This is a genomic window from Yersinia sp. 1252 StPb PI (genome assembly GCF_048593885.1).
Classification (GTDB): Bacteria; Pseudomonadota; Gammaproteobacteria; order Enterobacterales; family Enterobacteriaceae; genus Yersinia; species Yersinia enterocolitica_E.
This window is the reverse complement of record NZ_JAZGQE010000547.1, coordinates 1-318: the sequence shown is the minus strand read 5'-3', so window position 1 is coordinate 318 and position 318 is coordinate 1. Positions and strand designations below refer to the sequence as shown.

The following is a 318-nucleotide window of genomic DNA, read 5'->3' as shown; positions in this document are numbered from 1 at the left end:
ATTGTTAATAAATATCCTATTTTTAAGGAATATTTGATCAGTAATAAACCCACTCTTGAATCTGATCTGTCTCGATATAACATAAAAAATATAGCCCGGTATCTTGGCGTTAAAGCCGCGCGCCGCGAGATTCATTATTATGAATCCATTCCAGAAGTCAAAGTGGAGACATTTTCGTTTAAGGGTGCTAATCCGATTACTCAAAGGATGGGTTATAAACTTGAAAATATTTCTAATTTGTTTTCAAAAAAACAAATTTATGACAAACAGTATGACAGCGGCGATCTGGAAGAGAGCCGTTCCCGTCAAATTAGTAAC

Annotated in this window: 1 protein-coding gene; it reads left to right on the top strand. The window is 35.2% G+C overall.

The annotated features are described in order from the left end of the window. Positions 1-33: 33 nt before the first annotated feature. Positions 34-318 (top strand): hypothetical protein (locus V2A85_RS24685; RefSeq protein WP_420072691.1); only part of this gene is annotated, 285 nt, incomplete at its 3' end.